Raw genomic sequence first — 24992 nt, 5'->3', positions numbered from 1 at the left:
AGCTCACTTGCACAGCTGCGTGATGAACGGGGAGGTCTCACGTTCTCCAGCGGCTGGCGTGGGCAAAGTGAGCATCCATCATCAGAGAATTACAAAGTTTGCGCGACATATTGCGTACTCCTGTTACCGGTGCTTGAGTATGCGTCGCCCGCCACAGCCCCCTTCCCGCCCCCAGCCCAGCGACTGTGCGCGTTCCGTACCCCCACGTCGAAGGGACCAGCACATGCAACGCCCCCCTCACGCTCCCAATGTCAGGAACATGACACGGCAGCGAGCCGGTACGACTCGGCCGGCCAAGCCCACGCTGGCCGCCCTGACATCCGTCGGCGCGGCCGTCGCCCTGGCAGCCAGCACCCTCATCGCCCTCGCCTCCGTGCCCGCCCACGCGGCCGCGGGCGCCACTCTGCCCTTCACCTCCGTCGAGGCCGAGTCCGCCACCACGACCGGCACCAGGATCGGCCCCGACCACACCCAGGGCACGCTCGCCTCGGAGGCGTCCGGACGGCAGGCGGTCCGGCTCGGCTCGGGCCAGCGCGTCGAGTTCACCGTGCCGCGCGCCGCCAACGCCGTGAACGTCGCCTACAGCGTCCCGGACGGCCAGTCGGGCACCCTGAACGTCTACGTCAACGGCACCAGGCTCGCGAAGACGCTGCCGGTGACCTCCAAGTACTCCTACATCGACACCGGTTGGATCCCCGGCGCCAAGACCCACCACTTCTTCGACAACGCCCGCCTCCTGCTGGGCCTAAACGTCCAGGCGGGCGACAGGGTCGCCTTCGAGTCCACCGGCACCCAGGTCACCGTCGACGTGGCCGACTTCGAGCAGGTCGCGGCGGCCGCCGGCCAGCCCGCCGGGTCCGTGTCCGTCACCTCCAAGGGCGCCGACCCCACCGGCAACGGCGACTCCACCCAGGCCTTCCGGGACGCGATCTCCGCCGCCCAGGGCGGAGTGGTGTGGATCCCGCCGGGCGACTACCGGCTCACGTCCGCCCTCGGCGGCGTCCAGAACGTCACCCTCCAGGGCGCCGGGAACTGGCACTCGATCGTGCACTCCTCCCGCTTCATCGACCAGTCGAGTTCCGCCGGAGGCGTCCACATCAAGGACTTCGCGGTCGTCGGCGAGGTCACCGAGCGGGTCGACTCCAACCCGGACAACTTCGTCAACGGCTCTCTGGGCCCGGGGAGCTCGGTCTCCGGGATGTGGCTCCAGCACCTCAAGGTCGGTCTGTGGCTGACGGGCAACAACGACAACCTCGTCGTGGAGAACAGCCGCTTCCTCGACATGACGGCCGACGGCCTCAACCTCAACGGCAACGCCCGGGGCGTGCGCGTCCGGAACAACTTCCTGCGCAACCAGGGCGACGACGCCCTCGCCATGTGGTCGCTCTACGCCCCCGACACCAACAGCAGCTTCAAGAACAACACCATCACCCAGCCGAACCTCGCCAACGGCATCGCGATCTACGGCGGCACCGACATCGCCGTGCGGAACAACCTGGTCTCCGACACCAACGCCCTCGGCAGCGGCATCGCGATCTCCAACCAGAAGTTCCTCGACCCGTTCTTCCCGCTGGCCGGGACCATCACGGTCGACGGCAACACCCTCGTGCGCACCGGCGCCATGAACCCCAACTGGAACCATCCCATGGGGGCGTTGCGCGTCGACTCCTACGACAGCGCGATCAACGCGACCGTCAGCATCACCAACACCACGATCACCGACAGCCCGTACAGCGCCTTCGAGTTCGTGTCCGGCGGGGGACAGGGCTACCCGGTCCGCAACGTCACCGTGGACGGCGCGACCGTGCGCAACACCGGCACGGTCGTCGTGCAGGCGGAGGCCCAGGGCGCCGCGACCTTCCGCAACGTCACAGCCACCTCGGTGGGCTCGGCAGGCGTCTACAACTGCCCGTACCCGGCGAACTCCGGCACCTTCGCCCTCACCGACGGCGGCGGCAACTCCGGCTGGAGCAGCACCTGGTCGGACTGCTCGACCTGGCCGCAGCCGGGGCAGGGCAATCCCGAGCCGGACCCGAACCGCAACCTCGCCAAGGGCCGCCCGGCCACCGCGACCGGCTCCCAGGACGTCTACACCCCCGGCAAGGCCGTCGACGGCGACGCCAACAGCTACTGGGAGTCCAGCAACAACGCGTTCCCCCAGTCCTGGACGGTGGACCTCGGAGCGGCCGAGCCCGTGCGCAGGCTGGTGCTGAAGCTGCCGCCGCAGAGCGCCTGGCAGGCCCGCACCCAGACCGTCACCGTGCTGGGCAGCACCGACGGCAGCACCTACAGCACCGTCGTCGGCGCGCAGGGCTACCGCTTCGACCCGGCGACCGGCAACACGGCCACCGTCACCCTGCCCGGCACCAGTCTGCGGTACCTGCGGCTCTCGGTGACCGCCAACACCGGCTGGCCGGCCGCGCAGTTCAGTGAAGTGGAGGCGTATCGGACCTCGTGACCGGAGCGTCGCGCACGGCCCCGCGCTTGGCCGCCGAACCACCCATGCACAGGGGTCCACGGCCAGTGAAGCGCGGGGCACCCGCTTGCACACATGAGCGCGTTCCTCTGGCAGATAATCTTTCATCCACTCCTTCTCGAGCATGGGGAGGCCGACACCAGTTCGTCTGTCGTAGGTGACGGACGGCGGTCGGTGATCAATGGTCATCAGCCCAGTTCGCCTGCGGCAAGCCGTTCCATCTGCGGGAAGATGTCGGCTGATGCACGTCGTGCTCAAGCCGGTCCGCCGAAACAGCCGACCCGGATCCGCTGCGCGTGTGACCGTTGGCGGCGGCATCCTGGACGGACTGGGCTTTTGCTCGGCCACACGGCACTTGGGCCGGTGATTCGTCCGCGGCACCTGCGTCCACGTCAGCGACCGGGCGGAATCCGGGGCGCATCTGTTGCTGATTCCCCCGGTCATGACGAGTTCGGCGACAGGCTCTGCGTGATCCGCAGTCCCCGCCTGTGTGCACCGCGCTCGTCGAGGCGCCGTCCGGCGGTTCGGGCACCTGCAGGTCGCGGACCGAAGTGGCTGCCTGCGGGCCACGATGGCGGGACGGACCATGTCCGCCCTACCGGCCCGGCTGCAGCGGGAAGTCGCTGGCCTTGGCACCGCATGCGTCAAGCTCGGGCTGACATGAAATCCGTGCTCCTTGAGCGCCCTGGGAACCGGCAGCCGCAACGTTCACAAGCCCTCGCGCAAGCAACCGTCACCACGGACGGGGAATCCGGCCAAGCGCGTTGGGACGCCCAGCCGTCAGTCCTCACGTGCGGAGCAGGACCAACGGGTGACTGTGTCCAGCCGGTCTTTCCTCCTCCGCTTTGCGGCCGTTACCTGCTGCACGCCGAGCCACCAGGCTCCGTACGCCGTCCGCCCGCGGCAGTGATCGCGGCACAGGTCCGCCTTGCATGTCTGACGCTCAGGCGACGTTGGAATGTCGCGCAATTACAAATCTGACGCATAATCTTGCGCTGACTTGTCGGTGGTGGTTGAGTGTGGCCCGCCCCACAACGCATCCGAGCACAGTCGGTGGGGCCTCCTCCACGTCATGCCCGAAGGGGACCCACCCATGAGAGTTGCCCGGTTCCGTCGTACGCGTCGCGCCAGCGCGGTCGCCCTCGTCTCCGCGCTCACCCTGACCGCCCTGGCCGCCTGCGGCACCAGCAGCAGCAGCGACGACGGCGACGGCTCCAAAGGGAACGGAGCGAGCGACCCGTCCGCCCCGCTGGACCCCAAGACGAAGGTGACCATCACCATCGACTGCATGCCTCCGACGGCGAAGGCGGCCGAGCTGAAGGAGTGGAAGGAGGACGTCGCCGAGTTCAACAAGACGTATCCCAACGTCACCATCGAGGGACGTTCCACTCCCGGCCAGTGTCTGGAGCCCGCCCGGTTCACCGCCATGCTGAAGGCCAAGTCGCAACCGGACGTCTTCTACACCTACTTCACCGACCTGGACCAGGTGCTCTCCGAGAACGGCGCCGCCGACATCACCGCCTACGTCAGCGACAAGTCGGTGCCGGCGCTCAAGGACATCGACCCCAACGTGCTCGGCCAGCTCAAGAAGGACGGCAGGCTCTACGGTCTGCCCACCAGCAACTACACGATGGGCCTGCTCATCAATCGCAAGCTGTTCAAGCAGGCCGGCCTCGACCCCGACAGCCCGCCGCGCACCTGGGACGAGGTCCGTTCCGCCGCCAAGAAGATCGCCGGACTGGGCGACGGCATCGCGGGATTCGGTGAGTACAGTGCCGGAAACACCGGCGGCTGGCACTTCACCGCCCAGCTCTACAGCCGGGGCGGGAACATCGTCGACGCGAGCGGCAAGAAGGCCGCCTTCAACGACACCCTCGGCAAGCAGGTCGCCGAGAACCTCCACGCCATGCGCTGGGAGGACGACAGCATGGGCAAGACCCAGTTGCTGAAGTGGGGCGACCTCCAGAAGCAGATCGCCACCGACAAGCTCGGCATGTACCTCGCCGCCCCGGACGACATCGCGTACATGGTCCAGCAACTCGGCGCCAAGTACGAGAACTTCGGCATGGGTCCGATCCCCGGCGGACAGAGCACCCTCGCCGGCGGCAACAACTACATGATCAAGCAGGGCATCTCCAGCGACAAGATCAAGGCCGCGATCGCCTGGCTGAACTTCAAGAACCTCACCGTCGGCAAGGGCCAGTTCGACTGGGAGCGGACCAAGGCCGACAAGCTCCCGGTCGGTGTGCCGCAGCCCAACTTCTGGCTGAACGAGTCCAAGACCAGGGACGACGCCGCGCGCCAGGCGAACGCCACCATGCCGGTCGCCAACTTCAAGACGTTCATGGACAACCCGGTGCCGGGCAAGGCCGAGCCGCCGAAGGCGCAGGAGATCTACAAGGTCCTCGACAACGTCATGTCCGGCATCCTCACCAACAAGAACGCCGACGTCGACAAGCTGCTTGCCACCGCCGAGTCGCAGGTCAACCAGGTCCTGGCCAACCAGTGACCGGCACGGGCGGGGCGGCCGGAGGGCGGCCCCGCCCGGCAGCAGATCCAGCAGCCCAGCACCGAGGAGCGACGATGTCGGCCCCGAGCCTGACCCCGAGCAAGGCGGGACCCTCCCGCCCTCCCGAGCCGCGCGCGGCGGGCCCATCGACCCGCGGCGGCTCCTTCGCCAACAGCCTCAGGCGCAACCTGACCGCCCACGGCTTCCTCATCGGAGCCGTGCTGTGTTTCCTGGTGTTCTCCTGGTACCCGATGATCCGGGAGTTCCTCCTCGCCTTCCAGAAGACCGAGAGCGGACAGACAACCTGGGTCGGCCTCGACAACCTCGAAACGGTCTTCAACGACCCGGCGTTCTGGCAGGCCTGGCGCAACACGCTCCTGTTCACCGTCCTCGCGCTGATCTTCGGCTTCGCGGTGCCGTTCGTCGCCGCCGTGGTCATCAACGAGTTCCGGCACGGGCAGGGCTACCTCAGGCTGCTCGTCTACCTGCCCGTGATGCTGCCGCCCGTCGCCTCGGTCCTGCTCTTCAAGTACCTCTACGACCCCGGATACGGCCTGCTCAACGAGGTGTTCGGGTTCTTCGGGGTGCCCGCGCAGCAGTGGCTCCAGGATCCCGACCTGTCCATGCTCTCCGTCGTGATCGCAGCGACCTGGATGAACATGGGCGGCGCCACCCTGATCTACCTCGCCGCGCTCCAGGGCGTGCCGGGCGAACTGTACGAGGCGGCGGAACTCGACGGCGCCGGCCTGCTCCGCAAGATCTGGCACATCACCATCCCGCAGACCCGGCTCATCCTCTCGCTGATGCTGCTCATGCAGATCATCGCGACGATGCAGGTCTTCGTCGAACCCTTCCTCCTGACCGGCGGCGCCGGTCCCGAAGGCTCCACGACCACCGTCGTCTACCTGATCTACCAGTACGCGTTCAACTTCAACAACTACGGCGCCGCGGCGGCGCTCGGCCTGCTGCTCCTCGTCCTGCTCGCCGGGTTCTCGGCGCTGTACGTGAAACTCAGCCGCGCCGAGGACAAGTAGGCCAGGGAGCCCACCATGTCGACACGCACACTCATCTCGCCCGCAACCCTCGCCAGGCCGAAGGGCAGGGCGGTGTACTGGACGGTCTTCGCCGTGGTCGTCGCCGGCTTCACCCTGGCCTTCCTCGGACCGCTCTACTGGCTCGTCTCCAGCGGCTTCAAGGACACCCAGGAGGTCATCCAGACCCCGCCCACCCTGGTGCCGAAGAGCTTCACGCCGGACAGCTACAGCCGGGCCTGGGACGTCATGGACCTGTCGTCCCTGCTGTTCAACACCCTGTACTACGCGTTCGGCGCCCTCGCCTTCCAGCTCGTCCTGGACGTGGCGGCCGCCTACTCGCTGTCCAAGCTGCGTCCCGTCCTGGGCAAGGCGATCCTGGGCATGATGCTCGCGACGCTGATGATCCCCGCCACCGTGCTCGTCGTCCCCCAGTACCTGACGGTTCTCGACGTGCCGCTCGTGGAGCGCAACCTGCTGAACTCACCCTGGGTGATCTGGTTGCCGTCCGTCACCAACGCCTTCAACATCTTCCTGCTGAAGCGCTTCTTCGACTCCATACCGCAGGAACTGCTCGACGCCGCCTCCATGGACGGCGCCGGCCCGCTGCGCACCCTGTGGTCCATCGTGCTGCCGATCTCCCGCCCCATCCTGGGCGTGGTGTCGATCTTCGCGGTCGTCGGAGTCTGGAAGGACTTCCTGTGGCCGATGCTCACCCTGCCCGACCCCGCCAAGCAGACCCTGAACGTCGGTATCTACTCCCTGTCCAACGGCGTACCCGTCAACGTACTGATCGCGGCACTGACCATCGCCTCGATACCGACACTGCTGATCTTCCTGGTCTTCCAGCGCAACATCATGAGCGGCCTGACCGCCGGCGGCCTCAAGGGCTGACGGCCACCACCGCGAACCTGGCTCCGCCCCGCCCCCAGAACTCGCCGCCGCCCCGTCACCACCCGCCCCGCAGCGACCGGGGCGGCGGCGAGGCACCTCTTCCTGCCCGAAAGGACCACTCTGTGGCAGCCCCTCACACACCCGGCACCGACCTCTGGTGGCGCGACGCCGTCATCTACCAGGTGTACCCCCGCAGTTTCGCCGACGGCGACGGCGACGGCACCGGTGACCTCGCGGGCGTCCGGGCGAGACTGCCCTACCTCGCCGAACTCGGCGTCGACGCCGTCTGGTTCACCCCGTGGTACGCCTCGCCCCTCGTCGACGGCGGATACGACGTCGCCGACTACCGCACCATCGACCCCGCCTTCGGCACCCTCGCCGAAGCCGAGAAACTGATCGCCGAGGCCGCCGCGGTCGGTATCCGCGTCATCGTCGACATCGTCCCCAACCACGTGTCCGACCAGCACGCCTGGTTCCAGGCGGCCCTGGCCGCCGGCCCCGGCAGCCCGGAGCGCGAGCGGTTCCACTTCCGCCCCGGACGCGGCGCGAACGGGGAACTGCCCCCGAACAACTGGCCCTCCCAGTTCTCGGGCCCCACCTGGACGCGCGTCCCGGACGGCGAGTGGTACCTGCACCTGTTCACCCCCGAGCAGCCCGATCTCAACTGGTCCCACCCCGAGGTCCGCCAGGAGCACGAGGACGTGCTGCGCTTCTGGTTCGAGCGCGGTGTCGCCGGCGTTCGCATCGACTCCGCCGCGCTGCTCGCCAAAGATCCCGCGCTCGCCGACTTCGTGGAGGACGTGGACCCCCACCCGTACATCGACCAGGACGAGCTCCACGACATCTACCGGTCCTGGCGTGCCGTCGCCGACGAGTACGGCGGCGTCTTCGTCGGCGAGGTGTGGCTGCCCGATGCCGAACGCTTCGCCCGCTATCTGCGCCCCGACGAGCTCCACACCGCGTTCAACTTCAACTTCCTCGCCTGCCCCTGGGAGCCGGACCGGCTGCGGCGCACCATCGACAACACCCTCGCCGAACATGCCCCTGTCGGAGCCCCGGCGACCTGGGTGCTGTGCAATCACGACGTCACCCGCACCGTTACCCGCTACGGCCGTGAGGACACCGGGTTCGACTTCGCCGCCAAGCGTTTCGGCACCCCCACGGACCTCGCTCTGGGGACGCGCCGCGCCCGGGCCGCCGCCCTGCTGACCCTGGCCCTGCCCGGTTCGGTCTACCTCTACCAGGGCGAGGAACTGGGGCTGCCCGAGGCCGACATCCCCCTCGACCGCATCCAGGACCCCATGCACTTCCGTTCCGGCGGCATCGACCCCGGCCGCGACGGCTGCCGGGTACCGCTGCCGTGGGAGGCCCAGGCCCCCGCCTATGGCTTCGGTACGGGGGCCGCGCCCTGGCTGCCGCAGCCCGAGGACTGGGCGCCGTACGCGGTGGACCGGCAGAGCGGTGACCCGCAGTCGATGCTCACGCTCTACCGCGAGGCGCTGCGCATCCGGCGCTCAGAGCCGTCCTTCGGCCACGGGCCGATGCAGTGGCTGTCCGCCGAGGAGGGAGTGCTGGCCTTCGCCCGTCCCGGGGGCCCGATCTGCGTGGTCAACCTGTCCGAGGCTCCCGTCGATCTGCCGGTGGCCGGCGAAGTGCTTCTGTCCAGCGGCCCGTTGGAGAGCGACGGCAAGCTGCCGTCGGACACGGCCGTCTGGCTGCGGACCGCCTGATCCACCTGCCCCTGCGCGCCTCGTCGGCCGGTCGACGTCGGCCGGGCGCGCAGGCACCACACCCCGGCCCCGGCCGGGTCGCTCGCCCCTCCCCCGACCGCATCCGCAGGCGTCGTTCCGCGCCCTTTCCTCCGACAGAAGCGAGATCCGATGTCCTCCAGACGCGTCCGCACACGCACCGGCGCGAGAACCACCGCAGTGCTCTGCGCACTCCTCACCCTCGGCTCGGTGGCGGGCACCACGGCCGCCGCCGCACCCGGCGGGTCGCACGACGGCCGCAGCAACCGTCCGGTGCTGACCCGGGCGGGGCTGGATCCGGCGCTGGTCTCCGGGCGCGGTGCGGACGTGGACTTCGACGAGCAGGAAGCCGAGAACGTCACCACCAGCGGGACCGTCATCGGCCCCGACCGCACCCCGTACACGCTCGCGTCGGAGGCGTCCGGGCGCAAGGCCGTCAAACTGTCCCCCGGACAGTACGTCGAGTTCGTCCTGCCACGCGCCGCGAACGCCATCAACCTGCGCTACAGCATCCCCGACGCACCTGGGGGCGGCGGCATCACCGCCCCCCTCGACGTGAGCGTCGACGGCCGGCACCGCACGAGGATGACGCTCACCTCGCAGTACTCCTGGCTGTACAACCAGTACCCCTTCACCAACGACCCCGACGCCGACCTCCTGCACCCCGACTGGTGGATCGCCGAGTGCTCCTGCGTTCCGTCGGCCACCACACCGGCCCCGCAGATCGACAAGCCGTTCCGTCCCACCCACTTCTACGACGAGCAGCGTCTGCGCCTCGGCCGCACCTACCGTGCGGGTGACGTCATCCGGCTGACGGTGCCCACCGGCAGCAGCGCGGCCTGGACCGTCGTGGACCTGCTCGACACCCAGCTCGTGGGCGCCCCGAAGACCGTCCGCGGCGGCGTGGACGTCAGGGTGTTCGGAGCCGACCCCAGCGGACGACGGGACGCGGCACCCGCCATCGAGCGGGCCATCGCGTTCGCCCGCCGCGCCGACCGGCCCGTCTACCTTCCGCCGGGCACCTTCCAGGTCAACCGGCACATCGAGGTCGACGACGTCACCCTCACCGGTGCGGGCAGCTGGTACACGATCCTCAAGGGGCGCCAGGTCACCCTGGATGCGCCCGCGCCCGACGGGTCCCGGCACACCGGTGTCGGGCTGTACGGCAGGAGCGCGGCGGACGGCGGGAGCCGCAATGTGCACCTGTCCGGCTTCGCGATCGAGGGCGACGTCCGGGAACGCATCGACACCGATCAGGTGAACGCGATCGGCGGAGCCATGAGCGACTCCACCATCAGCGGCCTGTACCTGCACCACACCAAGGTCGGGCTGTGGTTCGACGGCCCCATGCGCAACCTCCGCGTCAGCGACAACGTGATCGTCGACCAGATCGCCGACGCCCTGAACTTCCACACCGGTGTGACGGGTTCGCGCGTGCACAACAACCTCGTCCGCAACACGGGCGACGACGGTCTGGCGATGTGGTCGCAGACGACGGCCGACACCGGCAACACCTTCTCCCGCAACACAGTGCAGTCCCCGACGCTCGCCAACGGCATCGCGATCTACGGAGGCCGCGACAACACCGTCAGGGGCAACCTCGTCGCCGACCCGGTGCGCGAGGGCAGCGCCCTGCACGCGGGCTCACGCTTCGGCTCCGAGCCGTTCGGCGGGTACCTGCGCTTCCAGGACAACACCACCGTCCGGGCCGGCACCCTCGACCTCAACTGGCGGATCGGTCTGGGCGCCATCTGGTTCTACGCTCTGGAACGCTCCATGGACGCCGACATCCGCGTCACCGGAGACCACTATCTCGACAGCACCCACAACGCGATCATGCTGGTCAGCGAGTACGGGGTGAAGGACCTCTACGACATCCCCGCGGTGCACTTCAAGGACATCCGCGTCGACGGGACAGGCAACTCGGTGGTCAGTGCCCGCACGAAGGGCTCCGCGACCTTCGAGAACGTGGACGCGCGCCATGTCGGCGCGGTGGGTGTGAACAACTGCGGATCCTTCAACTTCCCGGCGAGCGGTTCGGAGTTCACGCTCACGGACCTCGGGGGCAACGACGGGGGCTGGCTGGCCGACTGGCTGCTGCCGAACACCATCACCTGCGACGACCGACCGCCAGTGGTGCCGCCGCCGGCACCCTCGCCCTGGTGAGCGGACGACGGTTGGCAAGCGCCGTGGCCGCCGTTGCAGTGAGACCTGCAAGGCGAACGTCTTCGGAACAGCGAAGAATCGGCTCTCGACGCAATTCGCTTGCGCTTCTTGCGCTAGGCTTGCGTTCATGACACGACGACTTGCTCAGGTGGCGAAGAAGGTTGGGGTCAGCGAGGCAACGGTCAGCCGTGTCCTCAACGGGAAGCCCGGTGTCTCCGAGGGAACCCGCCAGTCGGTCCTCACGGCCCTGGACGTCCTCGGCTACGAGAGGCCGACGCAACTGCGCGGTGAGCGCGCGCGGCTGGTCGGCTTGGTCCTTCCCGAGCTCCAGAACCCGATCTTCCCCGCGTTCGCCGAGGTCATCGGAGGCGCCCTGGCCCAGCAGGGACTGACTCCGGTGTTGTGCACGCAGACCCGCGGCGGTGTGTCGGAGGCCGACTACGTCGAGCTGCTGCTCCAGCAGCAGGTCTCCGGCGTCATCTTCGCGGGTGGTCTGTTCGCGCAGGCCGACGCTCCGCACGAGCACTACCACCAGTTGGCGGAGCGGAAGATCCCCGTCGTGCTCGTCAACGCCTCCATCGACGGGCTGGACTTTCCTTGCGTGGCCTGCGACGACGCGGTCGCGGTCGAGCAGGCGTGGCGCCACCTCGCTTCGCTGGGGCACGAGAGGATCGGCCTCGTCCTCGGCCCGCCGGACCACATGCCCTCGCGCCGCAAGCTGGCGGCGGCACAGGTGGCCGCCGCCGCGGTGGGCACGGTCTGGGACGACGCCCTGGTGCAGCGGTCGATCTTCTCCCTGGAGGGCGGCCAGGCGGCCACCGCGCGGCTGTTGGACGCGGGTGTCACGGGCATCGTCTGCGCCAGCGACCCGCTGGCCCTGGGCGCCATCCGGGCCGCGCGCCGGCGCGGGCTGTCCGTGCCCTCCGAGGTGTCGGTGGTCGGCTTCGACGACTCGGCGTTCATGACGTGCACGGAACCGCCGTTGACCACGGTGCGGCAGCCGATCGAGGCCATGGGCCGGGCGGCGGTCGACCTGCTGTGCACCCAGATCCAGGGAACCGCGGCGCACCCCGGTGAGCTCCTGTTCGAGCCGGAGCTGGTGGTACGCGGTTCCACGGCCCAGCCACCCGTCGAGTGAGCCTCGTCAACTGACCCAGCGCGGCCCCGCGGCACCGGTGTCACCGCCTTCCAGGTGGTCTCGACACCGGTGCCGTCGTCGTTTCCACGACCCTGTTTTGTCGTGAACTTGACGGAACCGTTGACAAAGCCATCACGCTGGAGAAACCTGTCACCTCAGCGTTGCAAGTGATGCACAGAACTACTCAATATATCGACTCAATGGCGCCACCCCTCAACGAAGTCATGCTGGGTCCTCGGCATGCGGCCTCCTCACCCCCACCACGGCCTCCCCCGCGCGCGCCTCCGCCCGCCGGCCCGGTCCGAGCGGGGGGCGGGAACGCCCTGCCGCGCCCGGGGTGCGGAGAGGCCAACATGAGACGTACACACCTGAGAAGACGGCTGGGGACAGGCCTGCTGGCGGCGGGCCTGACCGTTCTCGGACTGCTCCCCGTCCCAGCCCATGCCGCCCCCGCCGAGGTCAACCTCGCCCTCGGCCGCACAGCCACCGCAGGCGGCTCCCTCGGCGGCTATCCGGCCTCCAACGTGACGGACGGCAGTCAACAGTCGTACTGGGAGGGACCCACGGGCTCGTTCCCCCAATGGGTGCAGGTCGACCTGGGGGCGGCGGTCTCCCTGGACCATGTCGCGCTGAAGCTGCCCACGAGCTGGGAGACGCGCACCCAGTCCCTGTCCGTCCTGGCCGGCACCGACGGCAACTCGTTCACCACGCTCGTCACCGGACAGGGCCGTACCTTCAACTCCTCCGCCGCCAACACGGTCAGCATCGACCTTCCGACCGCCACGGCCCGCTACGTGCGCATCCAGGTCGCCTCCAACACCGGCTGGAACGCTGCCCAGTTGTCCGAACTGGAAGTCTTCGGCGAAGGCGGCCAGGACCCGGAGGAGCCGCCGGTCGAGGCCGGCGACCTCGCCCGGGGCAAGCCGGTCGAGGCCTCCTCGACGACCCAGAACTACGTTGCGGCCAACGCCAACGACGGCAACCTCGGCAGCTACTGGGAGTCGGCCGGCTTCCCGGCGAACCTCACGGTCAAGCTCGGCTCCGACGGCGACGTCGAAGCCGTACGGGTCAAGCTCAACCCCGACGCGGCCTGGGGGCCGCGCACCCAGTCCTTCGAGATCCTCGGCAGGGCCTCGGACCAGACCTCGTTCAAGAGCCTCAAGGCACGCGGCGACTACGCCTTCAGCCCCTCCTCCGGCGGCAACAGCGTCCTCGTCCCGGTCACCGGCCGCATCGCCGACGTACGGCTCGCCTTCGCCTCCAACACCGGTGCGCCCGGTGCCCAGGTCGCCGAGATCGAGGTACTCGGAACGGCCACCCCGCAGCCGGACCTCGTCGTCACCGACCTGACCTGGTCCCCCGCCTCCCCGTCCGAGTCGGACGCGGTGAGCGTCAAGGCAACCGTCCGCAACGCGGGCAACGCCGCCGCACCCGCGAGCACGCTCAACGTCAGCGTCGAGGGAACCGTCGCCGGATCGGCCTCCGTAGGATCGCTCGCCGCGGGACAGTCCACCACGGTCGACGTACCCGTGGGCAAGCGGCCGATGGGCTCCTACACGGTCTCCGCGGTGGTCGACCCCAACGACACCGTCACCGAGTCCGACAACGGCAACAACAGCCGCACCGCGGCCACGAAACTGACGGTCTCGCAGAGCCCAGGACCCGACCTCACCGTCACCGGGATCACCACCACCCCGTCCTCCCCTGCGGTCGGCGCCGACGTCTCCTTCACCGTCGCGGTCCGCAACCGCGGCACCACCGCCGTCGCCGCCGGGACCGTCACCCAACTGACCGTCGGCAGCAGCACCCTCCGGGGCACCGCACCCGCGATCGCCGCCGGCGCAACGGCCGACGTCACGATCGGCGGCACCTGGAAGGCCACCAGCGGCGGTGCGACCCTGACAGCCACCGCGGACGCCACCGACACGGTCACCGAGACCAACGAGGGCAACAACATCTTCGCCCGCTCCATCGTCGTAGGACGCGGAGCCGCCGTGCCCTACACCGAGTACGAGGCGGAAGCCGGGCGCTACCGCGGCAGCCTGCTCGTCGCCGACCGCAAGCGGACCTTCGGCCACACCAACTTCGCCACCGAGTCCTCGGGCCGCGAGTCGGTGCGCCTCGACACCACCGGCGACTACGTGGAGTTCACCTCCACCAACGCCGCCAACTCCGTCGTCGTCCGCAACTCCATCCCCGACGCCGCTGCCGGCGGCGGCCGGGACGCGACCCTCAGCCTGTACGCCGACGGGACGTTCGTACGCAAGCTGAACCTGTCCTCGAAGCACAGTTGGCTCTACGGCAGCACCGACGATCCCGAAGGGCTCACCAACCGGCCCGGCGGTGACGCACGACGTCTGTTCGACGAGGCGAACGCCCTGCTGAGCAAGAGCTACCCCGCAGGCACCACCTTCCGCCTCCAGCGCGACTCCGGAGACGACGCCGCCTACTACGTCGTGGACCTCGTCGACCTGGAACAGGTCGCCCCCGCGGCGTCGAAGCCGGCCGAATGCACGTCCATCACCGCCTACGGCGCCGTGCCCAACGACGGCATCGACGACACCGACGCCATCCAACGGGCCGTCACCGCCGACCAGAACGGCACGATCGACTGTGTGTGGATCCCCGCGGGGCAGTGGCGCCAGGAACAGAAGATTCTCACCGACGACCCGCTCAACCGGGGCCAGTACAACCAGGTCGGCATCCGTGACGTGACCATCCGCGGCGCCGGCATGTGGCACTCGCAGCTGTACACGCTGACCGCACCGCAGGACGCGGGGGGCATCAACCACCCGCACGAGGGCAATTTCGGCTTCGACATCGACGACAACACCAAGATCTCCGACATCGCGATCTTCGGTTCCGGCACGATCCGCGGCGGCGACGGCAACGCCGAGGGCGGCGTCGGCCTCAACGGCCGCTTCGGCAAGAACACGAAGATCAGCAACGTCTGGATCGAGCACGCCAACGTCGGCGTATGGGTCGGCCGCGACTACTCCAACATCCCCGAGCTCTGGAACCCCGGCGACGGACTGGAGTTCACCGGCATGCGGGTACGTGACACCTACGCCGACGGCATCAACTTCACCAACGGCACCCGCAATTCGACCGTCTACAACTCGTCCTTCCGCAACACCGGCGACGACGCGCTGGCCGTGTGGGCCAGCAAGTACGTCAAGGACACCTCGGTCGACGTCGGGCACGACAACCACTTCCGCAACAACACCGTCCAACTCCCCTGGCGCGCCAACGGCATCGCGGTGTACGGCGGTTACGGCAACACCATCGAGAACAACGTCGTCTCCGACACGATGAACTACCCCGGCATCATGCTGGCCACCGACCACGACCCGATCCCGTTCTCGGGACAGACCCTCATCGCCAACAACGCGCTGCACCGCACGGGCGGGGCGTTCTGGGGCGAGGCCCAGGAGTTCGGCGCCATCACCCTGTTCGCGCAGGGTCCCGACATCCCGGGCGTGACCATCCGGGACACCGAGATCCACGACTCGACGTACGACGGCCTCCAGTTCAAGACGGGGGGCGGCGCGATGCCGGGCGTGAAGGTGAGCAACGTCCGCATCGACAACTCGGTCAACGGCTGCGGAGTCCTCGCCATGAGCGGCGCCCGGGGCAGCGCGACCCTCACCGGCGTGAACATCACCGGCTCGGCGGAGGGCGACGTCTGCATCGAACCGGGCTCGCAGTTCCAGATCACCCGCAACTGACGACCCACGAACCGGACGGCGGCCCGCTCCTGACGGGCCGCCGCTCCGGCACGCGACCCCTCCACGCACAGAGCGAACAACACGGCGTCAACCGCCGATGCCCTCCCGATCCGCGCCCCGGACCCGAGGCGCGCCGCCGGAATGCGAGGAACGATGAGAACCCCCTCCTGGAGACCACGGTGGCTGAGTGCCGCGCTGGTGACCTGCCTGCTGGGCCTGGGCGCTCCCCTGATGTCCGCCCACGCCGCGGGCGGACCCAACATCGCGCTCGGCGACACCGCTTCGGCCAGCAGCGCCAACAGCGGCTACGCCGCCGCCACCATCACCGACGGCAACCAGAGCACCTACTGGGAGAGCGCGGGCTCCAGCTTGCCCCAGTGGGTCCAGACCGACCTCGGCAGCAGCGAACGTGTCGACGAGGTCGTCCTGAAGCTGCCCGCCACCTGGGAGAGCCGCTCCCAGACGCTCTCCGTCCAGGGCAGCGCCGACGGCACCGGCTTCACCACCCTGAAGTCGTCCGCCGCCTACTCCTTCAGCCCCGCCTCCGCCAACACGGTCACCATCGCCTTCCCGGCCACCCAGACCCGCTACGTCCGCATCGCGATCAGCGCCAACACCGGATGGCAGGCAGCCCAGCTCTCCGAGCTCGAGGTCCACGCCGCCGGCGACTCCTCCACCAACCTCGCGATCGGAAAGACCCTCAAGGCCGCCAGCCAGACCGACGTCTACGCCGCACCCAACGCCAACGACGGCAACCGGGCCAGCTACTGGGAGAGCGCCAACAACGCCTTCCCGCAGTGGCTGGAGGCCGACCTCGCAGCCTCGGTCGCGGTCAACCGGGTCGTCCTGAAGCTGCCCGCCAACTGGGGCGCCCGCAGCCAGACCCTCAAGCTCCAGAGCAGCATCAACGGCACCGCCTACACCGACCTGACGGCCTCCCAGTCCTACGCCTTCAACGCGGCGAACGACAACACCGCCACGATCACCTTCGACTCCACCACCGCCCGATACGTCCGCGTCCTGGTCACCGCCAACACCGGACAACCCGCAGCGCAGATATCCGAGTTGGAGATCTACGGCCCGGCCGACGGCGACACCCAGGCGCCCACCGCGCCCGCAAACCTGGCGTACACCGAACCGGCAACCGGCCAGATCCGCCTGACGTGGACGGCTTCCACCGACAACACCGGCGTCACCGGCTACGACATCTACGCCAACAACACCCTGCTCACCAGCGTCGCGGGCAACGTCACCACGTTCACCGACACCCGCCCGTCCAACCAGACCGTCTCCTACCGCGTCCGTGCCAAGGACGCCGCCGGCAACCAGTCCCCGGACAGCAACACGGTCACCCGCATCGGTGACGCCGGAGACACCCAGGCGCCCACCGCGCCCGCCAACCTGGCGTACACCGAGCCCGCGACCGGCCAGATCCGCCTGACCTGGACGGCTTCCACCGACAACACCGGCGTCACCGGCTACGACATCTACGCCAACAACACCCTCCGCGACAGTGTCGCCGGCAACGTCACCACGTTCACCGACACCCAGCCCGCGACCAGCACCGTCACCTACTACGTCCGGGCCAAGGACGCCGCCGGCAACCAGTCCGGCAACAGCAACAGCGTCACCCGCAACGGCAGCGGCGGCACCGGCTCCAACCTCGCCGTCGGCAAGCCGATCGAGGCGTCCTCCACGGTCAACAACTTCGTCGCCGCGAACGCCAACGACAACAACACCTCCACCTACTGGGAGGGAGCGGGCGGCAGTTACCCGAACACCCTCACCGTCAAGCTCGGCGCCAACGCCGACGTCGACCGCCTCGCCGTCAAGCTGAACCCCGACAGCGCGTGGTCGGCCCGCACCCAGACCATCGAGGTCCTCGGCCGGGAGCAGAGCGCCTCCGGCTTCACCAGCCTCGTGGCCGCCAAGAGCTACTCCTTCGACCCGGCGAGCGCCAACACCGTCACGATCCCGCTCACCGCCCGGACGGCCGACGTCCGGCTCCGTCTCACCGCCAACTCCGGTGCCCCGGCGGGGCAGGTCGCCGAATTGCAGGTTATCGGCGTTCCCGCACCCAACCCTGACCTGGTCGTCACGGGCCTGACCACGTCACCGGCCGCACCGGTCGAGTCCGACTCCATCACCGTCGCGGCAACCGTCCGCAACGACGGCCCCGCCGCCGCGGCGGCGAGCAAGCTGGCCCTGCGCCTAGGTGGCACCAAGGTCGCCACCGCAGACGTCGGCGCACTCGCGGCGGGTGCGCAGACCACCGTCAGCGCGTCCATCGGCCAACGCGAGGCGGGCTCCTACGAGCTCAGCGCCGTCGCGGACGACACGGGCGTGGTGATCGAACAGAACGAGACCAACAACACCTACACCCGGCCCACCGCCCTCGTGGTGAAGCCCGTAGCCAGCTCCGACCTGGTCACCACCTCGGTCACGACCACCCCGAGCAGCCCGTCCGCCGGGAACACCGTCTCCTTCAAGGTCACGGTCAAGAACCAGGGCACCGAACCCACCGCGGCAGGCAGCCACGGCGTGACCCTCGCCCTGCTCGACAAGCAGGGCGGCACGCTCAAGACACTGACCGGCTCCCACGACGGTGTTCTCGCAGCCGGGGACTCCAAGGTCGTCACCCTCGGCACCTGGACAGCGGCCAACGGCACCTACACGGTCCGGACCGTCCTCGCGGCCGACGACAACGAACTGCCGGTCAAGCGGGAGAACAACACCGCCACCCAGTCGCTGTTCGTCGGGCGCGGCGCCAACATGCCGTACGACATGTACGAGGCGGAGGACGGCACGACCGGCGGCGGCGCCACCGTCCTCGGGCCCAACCGCACCGTGGGCGACCCCGCCGGTGAGGCCTCCGGACGCAAGGCCGTCCGCCTGGACGCCACCGGTGAGTACGTCGAGTTCACCACCCGCGCCGCCACCAACACCCTGGTGACCCGTTTCTCCATCCCGGACGCGCCGGGCGGCGGCGGAATCGACTCCACCCTCGATCTCTACATCGACGGCGCCTTCAAGAAGGCCGTCCCGCTCACCTCCAAGTACGCCTGGCTGTACGGCGCGGAGGCGGAACCCGGCAACTCGCCCGGAGCGGGCGCACCGCGGCACATCTACGACGAGGCACACGTCCTCCTCGGCGAGACCGTGCCCGCCGGCAGCAAGATCCGCCTCCAGAAGGACAGTGCCAACACCAGTACCTACTCCATCGACTTCGTCAACCTGGAACAGGTCGCACCGGTCGGCAACCCCGACCCCGCGTCGTACACCGTGCCCGCCGGCTTCACCCACCAGGACGTGCAGAACGCGCTCGACAAGGTCCGGATGGACACCACCGGCACCCTCGTCGGCGTCTACCTGCCGCCCGGCGACTACCAGACCTCCAGCAAGTTCCAGGTCTACGGCAAGGCCGTCAAGGTCGTCGGAGCCGGCCCCTGGTACACGCAGTTCCAGGCACCCACCACCCAGGACAACACCGACATCGGCTTCCGCGCCGACGCCACCGCCAAGGGGTCGCTCTTCAAGGGCTTCGCCTACTTCGGCAACTACACCTCGCGCATCAACGGCCCCGGCAAGGTCTTCGACTTCGCGAACGTCTCCGACATCACCATCGACGACGTCTGGAACGAGCACATGGTGTGCCTCTACTGGGGCGCCAACACCGACCGCATCACCATCAAGAACTCACGCATCCGCGACATGTTCGCGGACGGCATCAACATGACCAACGGATCCACCGACAACCTGGTCACCAACAACGACGCCCGCGCCACCGGTGACGACAGCTTCGCCCTGTTCTCCGCCATCGACGCCGGCGGCGCCGACATGAAGAACAACGTCTACGAGAACCTCACCACCACCCTGACCTGGCGCGCCGCGGGTGTCGCCGTCTACGGCGGCTACAACAACACTTTCCGCAACATCCACATCGCGGACACGCTCGTCTACTCCGGCATCACGATCTCCTCGCTCGACTTCGGCTATCCGATGAACGGCTTCGGAACCGATCCCACGACCTTCGAGAACATCTCGATCGTCAGAGCGGGCGGACACTTTTGGGGCAACCAGACCTTCCCCGGCATCTGGGTCTTCTCCGCCTCCAAGGTCTTCCAGGGCATCCGCGTCAACCACGTGGACATCGTCGATCCCACCTACAGCGGCATCATGTTCCAGACCAACTACAAGAACGGCCAAGCCGAGTACCCGGTGAAGGACACGGTCTTCACCGACATCTCCATCAGCGGAGCCCGCAAGAGCGGCGACGCCTGGGACGCCAAATCCGGCTTCGGAATCTGGGCCAACGAACTACCCGAGCCGGATCAGGGTCCAGCGCTGGGCGAGGCCACCATCAACTGCCTGCGCACCAGCAACAACGCTCAGGACATACGGAACACGACTCCGCTCAAACTCACTGTCAACCCCTGCTGAGGCCCACCGCTCAATCTCCGCGCCCGCTGCACTCCGCAGCGGGCGCGGGTTCGTTCCGGTGACCGCGACTCCGGCTTCCTGCGCCACACATGACGCTCGTGGCCGGCCGACGACGGGTGCCACCGCACCCAGCGGACGGGAGCCGGAGCACCTCGCAAGGCCGGGAATGGGGTCGCCAGGGGCGTGAACGCTTTCCCACCGTCGGCTGGGGTCCGGTGATCAACGCCGGTCTGCCGCCGCAGCATCCCCGGGACGGGGACTCACCGGTGGCGACCGTGGGCTGGCTGCCCAAGCTCGGCACCGCGTTCTACGACTACCCGGGCGACGACCCGGACGCGGACAGCGCCGACTCCCGCTGACCTGACGCACACCGGCGCCGCAGGGGCGGGGCACCTTCATGACCCTTCGTGGCATCGGTGCCCCGCCCCCGCCGACACCCGCACCCCCTTCGTCGCGCTTCATCGCAGCCGCCGTGTCGGCGGACGTCGCCATGTGACGGCCACTGTCCCGCACCGCCGAACAGTGCGGTCAGGCTCTGTGGCCGTGGTCTCGCCTCGGGGCCACAGGGCGCGCTCAGGCGGTCCCCGCCTCGAAGCGGCTGGCCGGCTGCGTGCTCACGCGTCGGGGAGCGACGGCAAGCGGCGGGGAACCTCGCCCGCCGCGGCCCGGTAGCTGCCGGGCGTCTGGCCGATGGTGCGGGTGAAGGTGTCGATGAAGGCGCTCGTCGTCGCCCATCCACAGCGTTGTCCGGTCTCAGTGACGGTGGCACCCTCAGCGAGCTGGATCATGGCGTGGAACACCCGGTTGGTGGTTCTCCACTGCGGGTAGGTCATGCCGAATTCGGTCCGGAACAGCCGTGACAGGGTGCGTTCACCCACTCCGGACTGCCGGGCCAGCCAGGAGACGGTGCGGATCTGTGTCAGATCCTCGGCGGCCAGGCCGCAAGCCCGCACCAGTCGGGGGTCCTGGGGTGTGGGAAGGGTGAGCGGCTGTGAGCGAGAGCGCCGCAATCTGTCGCGCATGACCGCCTCAAGGCGCTGCGACTCCGGTGCCGTCAGCCCTGGGTCACTGCGCGCTATGAGCAGTTCCCGCAGCAAGGGCTCGACGGAGACGACCGCGGGCGAGGCGGACGGCAGCGGAGGGTTCTCCGGCGCGAATCCAATGGTGTGCACACGACTGTGGCCGTGGACCCGGTGCTGGTGCCAGGTGTCCGCCGGGATCCACATCGCCTGGGCGCTGGAGGCGACCCAGGACGCCTCTCCGGTCTGTACGGCGAGGACGCCGGTGCTGACGTAGATGAGTTGGTGGAACGCGTGGCGGTGGCGGCCGATGAGCTGGCCGGCGATGTGCTCGTGCCGTGTGCTCGTCGGGTGCGGGTCCGTCTGGCTGTTCTGCGACATTGAACGGCAGATTATCGGAAGCGCGGCTTCACGGCCGCCTGCGAGCGTGAGGCCATGAGCACTTCACGATCGTCCTCGCCGGGCAGACGCGGCCGGCACGAAGGCGGGGTGTCCCGGCGCCTGGCGCGCAGGATGCGCGCGGCGGCCCTGGACCCGCGCCCCCTGTCCGTGGCGGCCTTTCGGCGCCTCCTGCTCGCGCAGGCAGCCGCCTACGTGGGCACGATGGTCACCGCTGTCACCGTGCCGGTACAGGTCTACGCACTGTCGCACTCGTCCTTGTACGTCGGTTACACCGGACTGGCCGGACTGCTTCCGATCGTCGTGTTCGGCCTGTACGGCGGCGCCGTCGCCGACCGCGTCGACCGCCGTCGGCTCTATCTGTGGGCGTCCGTCGGCACCTGGTTGATCACCTTGGCCCTGCTGGCCCAGGCTCTGGCAGATCTGCGCTCGGTGCCGTTCATCATCGTGCTCGTGTCCGCCCAGGCGGCGACGTTCGCCATGTCGTCCGCCGCACGCGGCGCGATCATTCCCCGGATCGTTCCGCCCGACCTGATACCCGCGGCCAACACCCTGTACTTCACCGTCGGAAACCTCGGCCAGGTGGCCGGTCCGCTCTGTGCGGGTGTCTTCCTCGCGCTGCCCGGCGGCTTCGCCTGGGCGTACGGCGTCGATGCCGTCCTTTTCACCTTGCTGCTGTATTCGGCGTACCGCCTGCCCTCGGTGCAACCGGTCCACACGGGCTCGTCGCAAGGTGGCCTCCGCTCCGTGTGGGACGGACTGCGCTTCATCAGCGGCAACCCCGTGCTGTGGATGTCCTTCGCGCTCGACATCGCGGCCATGGTGCTGGCCATGCCGACAGCGCTCTTCCCGCAGGTGGCCGACACCCGCTTCCACGGCGGCGTGGGCCTGCTCTACACCTCCATCGCCATCGGGTCCCTCGCGGCGGGGCTGTTCAGCGGCTGGATCGCGAAGGTACGCCGTCAGGGCGTGGCGCTGGCGGCGGCTGTGGCGGGCTGGGCCGTGGCGATCGGCCTCGCAGGAACCACGTACCGCCTGTGGACGGCTGTTGTCCTGCTGGCCTGTGCCGGGGCCGCCGATCTCGTCAGCGCGGTCTACCGGGAGACCATCTTGCAGACGTGTGCTCCTGACGCTCTGCGGGGACGCCTGCAGGGAGTCTTCACCGTCGTCGTCGCGGGCGGCCCCCGGCTGGGTGATCTGCGCGCGGGAGCCATGGCGGCCACCATGGGGCTGGGCATCGCCTGGCCGGGCAGCGCCCTCGTGTGCCTGGTCCTGGTGGTGGCCGCCGCGGCCCTGGTGCGACCGTTCTGGCACTACGACGCGGGCTCGCAACGACAGCGCGCAGCGCCCGCCGTGAATGTGCAGCCGGACCTTCGGGTGCCAGGGTCTGCTGAGGGATGAACGGGCCGGGGGCGTGCAACCGGTCTGCTTCAGGGACGCCTCAAGTCGTCTACGCCGAACCGTAGTTGCACGCCCTGTTCCCCTACCACGCCTGCCGACCCCTGTACCGGGCCGCACCGGCCCGCCCGCACAGTGACCCTTCCCGACGAGCACGCATCCCCGACTGCCTCCCCGCGCGAACGCCGCGTCTCGGCGTTCCGGCCCTCAGAAGCCGTACACGCCCGACAGCCGGTGGCTGGCGTCCGGAATGCTCACATATTCGTCGTTCGGGCGGTGTGCGCGAGGACGGCTGCCCGGGCGGACGCCTTGGCGGCGTCGACGACCGCCCGGTCCTGCAGGAGGCGTCCGGAGGCCAGGGTTCCGTCGATGAGCAGCCCGATGTGTGCAGCCAGTTCGGCCGGCTGTGCGGCGCCTGCGGCTCCGGCAAGGCCGGTCAGCCACTCCTGGCGGCGCCGGGTGTGGGCGACGGTGGCCGCGTGTGCCTTGGAATCGAGCTCGGCCTCGACGGCGGCACTGATGAAGGGGCAGCCGAAGAAGCCGTGGCGGTCGAAGGAGGCCAGCAGCGCGTCGAAGAGGCCCACCAACTGCTCTGCGGGGTCGGATCCCGCGGCGTCGGCAGCCTCCTGCAACCGCCCCATCCACGACTCGTCCGTGCGCCGCAGGTAGGCGGCGACGAGGTCGTCCTTGGTGCGGAAGTGTGCGTACAGGGTGGACTTGGCCACTTTGGAGTCCGCGATGACCTGATCCACCCCTACTCCCCTCAGTCCGTGGCGGTGGAAGAGGCCTGCCGCCGAATCGAGGATCTTCTGCTCGGTGTTCGTCTTGCGTACGCGCGTCGCCATGCAAGACAGACTAGTACGTCTCGCACTACCCGTCCTGCACCCCTTTGCGCACCTTAATAAGACGTACTAGTCTGTTCGATTAGTCGGAGCAGCCGACATCGGAGCCATTGGGAGAAGGGTGCTGCCATGCGCGCGGTTGTGTTGGAGGAGTTCACCGGTCCGCTCGAATTGCGGGAGATCGACCCGCCCACGCCCGGGGAAGGACAGGTGCTGGTACGGATCCACGCGAGCGGGGTGAACCCGCTGGACACGAAGATCAGTGCGGGCCGGGCAGCCCACGCCCGCGTGCAGCCACCGGCAATCCTGGGCATGGACCTGGCCGGCCAGGTGGTGGAGACCGGGCCCGGGGTGAACGGTTTCGCTCCCGGGGACGAGGTGTACGGTCTGACCGGCGGCGTCGGCGACCTCCAGGGTTCACTCGCCGAGTTCGCGGCGGTCGACGCCCGCCTGCTGGCCCACAAGCCGGCCACGCTGTCCATGCGCGAGGCAGCCGCACTGCCCCTGGCCGTGATCACGGCGTGGGAAGGCCTGGTGGACCGGGCCGGCGTCCGGGCCGGCCACAAGGTATTGGTGCACGGCGGCGCCGGTGGCGTGGGGAGCATCGCGGTCCAGCTGGCGGCGGCCAAGGGTGCACAGGTGTTCGCGACCGTGTCCGCGGCCAGGATGCCGGTGGTGCGCCAACTGGGGGCGGTGCCGATCGACTACACCTCGGTGCCCGTGGAGAGGTACGTCGCCGAGCACACCGGCGGTGCCGGATTCGACATCGTCTACGACACCGTGGGCGGCACGGTCCTGGACGCCTCCTTCGAGGCGGTACGCACCTACACCGGCCATGTCGTGAGCGCGCTGGGCTGGGGCACCCATGCGCTGGCACCCTTGTCGTTCCGGGGAGCCACCTACTCGGGTGTCTTCACGCTGCTGCCGATGCTGACGGGCCAGGGCCGCGAGCACCACGGCGACATCCTGCGCGAAGCCGCCGCGCTGGTGGACGACGGCAAGCTGCGTCCCCTGCTGGACGGGACGCGCTACACCCTCGCCGACGTGGCGGACGCCCACCGTTCCGTGGTGAACGGCACGGCCAACGGAAAGGTCGTGGTCGACATCGAGCCGTGACCTGGCCTGCATCGCCCCACACGGCTGTCTCTGCTGGTCGCTTCCCGACGCGAGCGGGCGGCGCCGGTCCCCCTCACACAGCGGGCCC

The 24992-nt window shown here is 69.0% G+C and carries 14 protein-coding genes; 12 read left to right on the top strand and 2 right to left on the bottom strand.

What is annotated here, in order from left to right; genetic code table 11:
* The first annotated feature begins 259 nt into the window (after nucleotides 1-259).
* The 10 genes from ACIQJT_RS32425 to ACIQJT_RS32380 all read left to right on the top strand — a co-directional run bounded on the left by ACIQJT_RS32425 (nucleotide 260) and on the right by ACIQJT_RS32380 (nucleotide 20489).
* The gene (locus ACIQJT_RS32425; protein ID WP_402649393.1) at nucleotides 260-2458 is read left to right on the top strand and encodes a discoidin domain-containing protein; all 2199 of its coding nucleotides are present in this window, start codon (nucleotides 260-262) and stop codon (nucleotides 2456-2458) included.
* Nucleotides 2459-3569: 1111 nt separating this feature from the next.
* Entirely contained in the window at nucleotides 3570-4985 is a 1416-nt protein-coding gene (locus tag ACIQJT_RS32420) for an ABC transporter substrate-binding protein (RefSeq protein WP_402649392.1), read from the top strand.
* Nucleotides 4986-5059: 74 nt separating this feature from the next.
* A complete protein-coding gene (locus tag ACIQJT_RS32415; RefSeq protein WP_280847070.1) occupies nucleotides 5060-6019 on the top strand; it encodes a carbohydrate ABC transporter permease in 960 nt (319 codons plus the stop codon).
* A 15-nt stretch (nucleotides 6020-6034) separates the two neighbouring features.
* Complete coding sequence (locus ACIQJT_RS32410; RefSeq protein WP_365461266.1) at nucleotides 6035-6910, top strand: carbohydrate ABC transporter permease; 876 nt, start codon at nucleotides 6035-6037, stop codon at nucleotides 6908-6910.
* A gap of 122 nt (nucleotides 6911-7032) precedes the next feature.
* Nucleotides 7033-8640, top strand: coding sequence for a glycoside hydrolase family 13 protein (locus ACIQJT_RS32405; RefSeq protein ID WP_365461264.1), 1608 nt, complete (start codon nucleotides 7033-7035; stop codon nucleotides 8638-8640).
* 150 nt (nucleotides 8641-8790) lie between these two features.
* Complete coding sequence (locus ACIQJT_RS32400) at nucleotides 8791-10824, top strand: glycosyl hydrolase family 28-related protein (protein WP_402649391.1); 2034 nt, start codon at nucleotides 8791-8793, stop codon at nucleotides 10822-10824.
* 127 nt (nucleotides 10825-10951) lie between these two features.
* A complete protein-coding gene (locus tag ACIQJT_RS32395; protein ID WP_053849860.1) occupies nucleotides 10952-11962 on the top strand; it encodes a LacI family DNA-binding transcriptional regulator in 1011 nt (336 codons plus the stop codon).
* 353 nt (nucleotides 11963-12315) lie between these two features.
* Nucleotides 12316-15690 (top strand): CARDB domain-containing protein, encoded by a 3375-nt coding sequence (locus ACIQJT_RS32390; RefSeq protein ID WP_402649390.1) that lies wholly within the window; start codon nucleotides 12316-12318, stop codon nucleotides 15688-15690.
* Nucleotides 15691-15843: 153 nt separating this feature from the next.
* Nucleotides 15844-20130 carry a discoidin domain-containing protein gene (locus tag ACIQJT_RS32385; RefSeq protein ID WP_402649389.1) on the top strand — a complete coding sequence of 1429 codons (4287 nt, stop codon included), beginning with the start codon at nucleotides 15844-15846 and terminating at the stop codon, nucleotides 20128-20130.
* Between the two features lie 215 nt (nucleotides 20131-20345).
* On the top strand, nucleotides 20346-20489 hold the full coding sequence (locus ACIQJT_RS32380; protein ID WP_402649388.1) for a hypothetical protein: 144 nt from the start codon (nucleotides 20346-20348) through the stop codon (nucleotides 20487-20489).
* A gap of 255 nt (nucleotides 20490-20744) precedes the next feature.
* Here ACIQJT_RS32380 and ACIQJT_RS32375 read toward each other — a convergent pair whose 3' ends face one another.
* Nucleotides 20745-21530 carry an AraC family transcriptional regulator gene (locus ACIQJT_RS32375; RefSeq protein WP_402649387.1) on the bottom strand — a complete coding sequence of 262 codons (786 nt, stop codon included), beginning with the start codon at nucleotides 21528-21530 and terminating at the stop codon, nucleotides 20745-20747.
* A gap of 54 nt (nucleotides 21531-21584) precedes the next feature.
* Between ACIQJT_RS32375 and ACIQJT_RS32370 the strand changes: the two genes are divergently transcribed.
* Nucleotides 21585-22949, top strand: coding sequence for an MFS transporter (locus tag ACIQJT_RS32370; RefSeq protein WP_402649386.1), 1365 nt, complete (start codon nucleotides 21585-21587; stop codon nucleotides 22947-22949).
* A gap of 251 nt (nucleotides 22950-23200) precedes the next feature.
* On the opposite strand, the gene ACIQJT_RS32365 is transcribed toward ACIQJT_RS32370, so the two are convergent.
* Complete coding sequence (locus ACIQJT_RS32365) at nucleotides 23201-23791, bottom strand: TetR/AcrR family transcriptional regulator (protein WP_402649385.1); 591 nt, start codon at nucleotides 23789-23791, stop codon at nucleotides 23201-23203.
* Nucleotides 23792-23917: 126 nt separating this feature from the next.
* On the opposite strand from ACIQJT_RS32365, the gene ACIQJT_RS32360 reads away from it, so the two are divergent.
* Nucleotides 23918-24904, top strand: a complete 987-nt coding sequence (locus ACIQJT_RS32360) for a zinc-dependent alcohol dehydrogenase family protein (RefSeq protein ID WP_402649384.1) — start codon at nucleotides 23918-23920, stop codon at nucleotides 24902-24904.
* The last annotated feature ends 88 nt before the right edge of the window (nucleotides 24905-24992 follow it).

Source organism: Streptomyces sp. NPDC091972 (assembly GCF_044756385.1).
Lineage (GTDB): Bacteria > Actinomycetota > Actinomycetes > Streptomycetales > Streptomycetaceae > Streptomyces.
This window is presented reverse-complemented; position numbering and strand designations above follow the sequence as displayed.